The organism is Streptococcus sp. GMD1S (assembly GCF_000296875.1).
Taxonomy (GTDB): Bacteria; Bacillota; Bacilli; order Lactobacillales; family Streptococcaceae; genus Streptococcus.
The window spans coordinates 1-857 of record NZ_AJQY01000388.1 but is presented as its reverse complement, the minus strand read 5'-3'; the positions used below and the strand labels follow the sequence as shown (position 1 = coordinate 857).

The window sequence follows — 857 nt, the reverse complement described above, 5'->3', positions numbered from 1 at the left end:
GCATTGCCAGAAAGGCCAAAGCCAAGACGACGGAAGACATCTTCCACATCAGCATATGAAAGCTCCGTACCAAGGACGCGGTTAACGTCAGCCAGAGTCGAAGAAACTTCTACATCAGAAGTATCAAGCGCTCCTGCTGAAACGATGCCCTTACGCACCGTCGCACCTGCAAGATCAGCAATCATGCTCGCTGCCGCATCAAGGGCTTCGTTAACAGTTGCCACATTGATGCCTTTTTCAAAGCGAGAAGATGATTCAGAACGCAGATTGAGGCGTCCGCTAGTCTTGCGAATCGATTTGCCATTGAAAACAGCCGCTTCAAGGACAACACGACTAGAATTTTCAGAGATTTCTGTTGCTTGACCACCCATAACACCTGCAAGGGCTACTGGCTTGTCTGCGACAGTAATGACTAGGTCATTTGTTTCCAAGTCACGTTCTTCACCGTCCAAGGTCACTAATTTTTCACCAGCACGCGCTCCACGCACACGGATGTCAGTCCCTTCAAAGGTATCCAAGTCAAAGGCATGCATAGGCTGACCAAAGTAGAGCAGGATATAGTTGGTCACGTCTACAACGTTGTTGATAGGACGAATCCCTTCATTCATAAGAAGGTTTTGCAACCATTGTGGACTTGGTGCGATGGTCACATTGTCCAAGATACGGGCTGCATAGTAAGGCGCCTTGTCTGTTTCAATGCTGACAGAAAGGGCATCTGCTGCAGCTTCATTTGTTTCTATTAAACTGAATTCTTTAAAGTTGACTGCCTTGTCATAGATGGCTGCCACTTCGTACGCTACTCCACGCATAGATAGAGCGTCTGCACGGTTTGGTGTGATAGAAAGTTCGATGATTTC

At 47.5% G+C, this 857-nt stretch carries 1 protein-coding gene; it reads right to left on the bottom strand.

The features are described 5' to 3' along the window. A partial coding sequence (locus GMD1S_RS10550; protein ID WP_000341791.1) for a phenylalanine--tRNA ligase subunit beta occupies nt 1-857 on the bottom strand: 857 nt, incomplete at both ends.